At 64.2% G+C, this 784-nt stretch carries 1 protein-coding gene; it reads right to left on the bottom strand.

The window, feature by feature from the left end; all coding sequences use genetic code 11:
* Positions 1-784 (bottom strand): sulfatase-like hydrolase/transferase (locus J5M67_RS27265; RefSeq protein WP_207888522.1); only part of this gene is annotated, 784 nt, incomplete at both ends.

Raw genomic sequence — 784 nt, 5'->3', positions numbered from 1 at the left:
TCGCTCCACACCTCGAAGCCGCCGGGCTTGCGCTGCTCGCAGAACACCGCCTTCCAGTCGCCGAAGCGCATGGCCACCAGTTGGCCGTCGTCGTTGAAGTAGTAGAACTCGTTGCGCGCGCTCTTCTTCGCCTTGCCGGAGAGGTAGGCGAGCTGGTCGTAGCCGTCCAGGTGCACCTTGAAGGTCGGTCCGCCGGAAGTCGGCGCCCAGCCCTGCAGCAGCTTCTCCTTGGCGTCGGGCACGCCGACGGCGGAGAGCAGGGTGGGGAACCAGTCCAGCCCCGAGAACATCTCGTTGGACACCTGGCCCGCTTCGATATGTCCCGGCCAGCGGATCATCGCCGGCACCCGGAAGGCGCCTTCGTAGTTGGAGTTCTTCTCGTTGCGGAACGGAGAGGTGGCGGCATCCGGCCAGGTGAAGCGGTTCGGGCCGTTGTCGGTGGTGTAGATGACGATGGTGTTGTCGCTGAGCTTCAGGTCGTCGAGGGTCTTGAGCAGTTTGCCGACGTCGCCGTCGTGTTCGAGCATGCCGTCGGCGTACTCGTTGCCGGGCATGCCGCTCTGGCCCTTCATCGAGTCGCGCACGTGGGTGAAGAGGTGCATGCGCGTGGTATTCATCCAGACGAAGAACGGTTTGTCGGCCTTGGCCTGCTTGTCCATGAAGTTGATCGCCGCCTGGGTGGTCTCGTCGTCGATGGTTTCCATGCGCTTCTTGGTCAGCGCACCGGTGTCCTCGATCTTGCCGTCGGCGAAGGAATGGATCACCCCGCGCGGCGAAGCGGCCT

The sequence above is a fragment of the Pseudomonas sp. 30_B genome, assembly GCF_017491605.1.
Classification (GTDB): Bacteria; Pseudomonadota; Gammaproteobacteria; order Pseudomonadales; family Pseudomonadaceae; genus Pseudomonas.
This window is presented reverse-complemented; position numbering and strand designations above follow the sequence as displayed.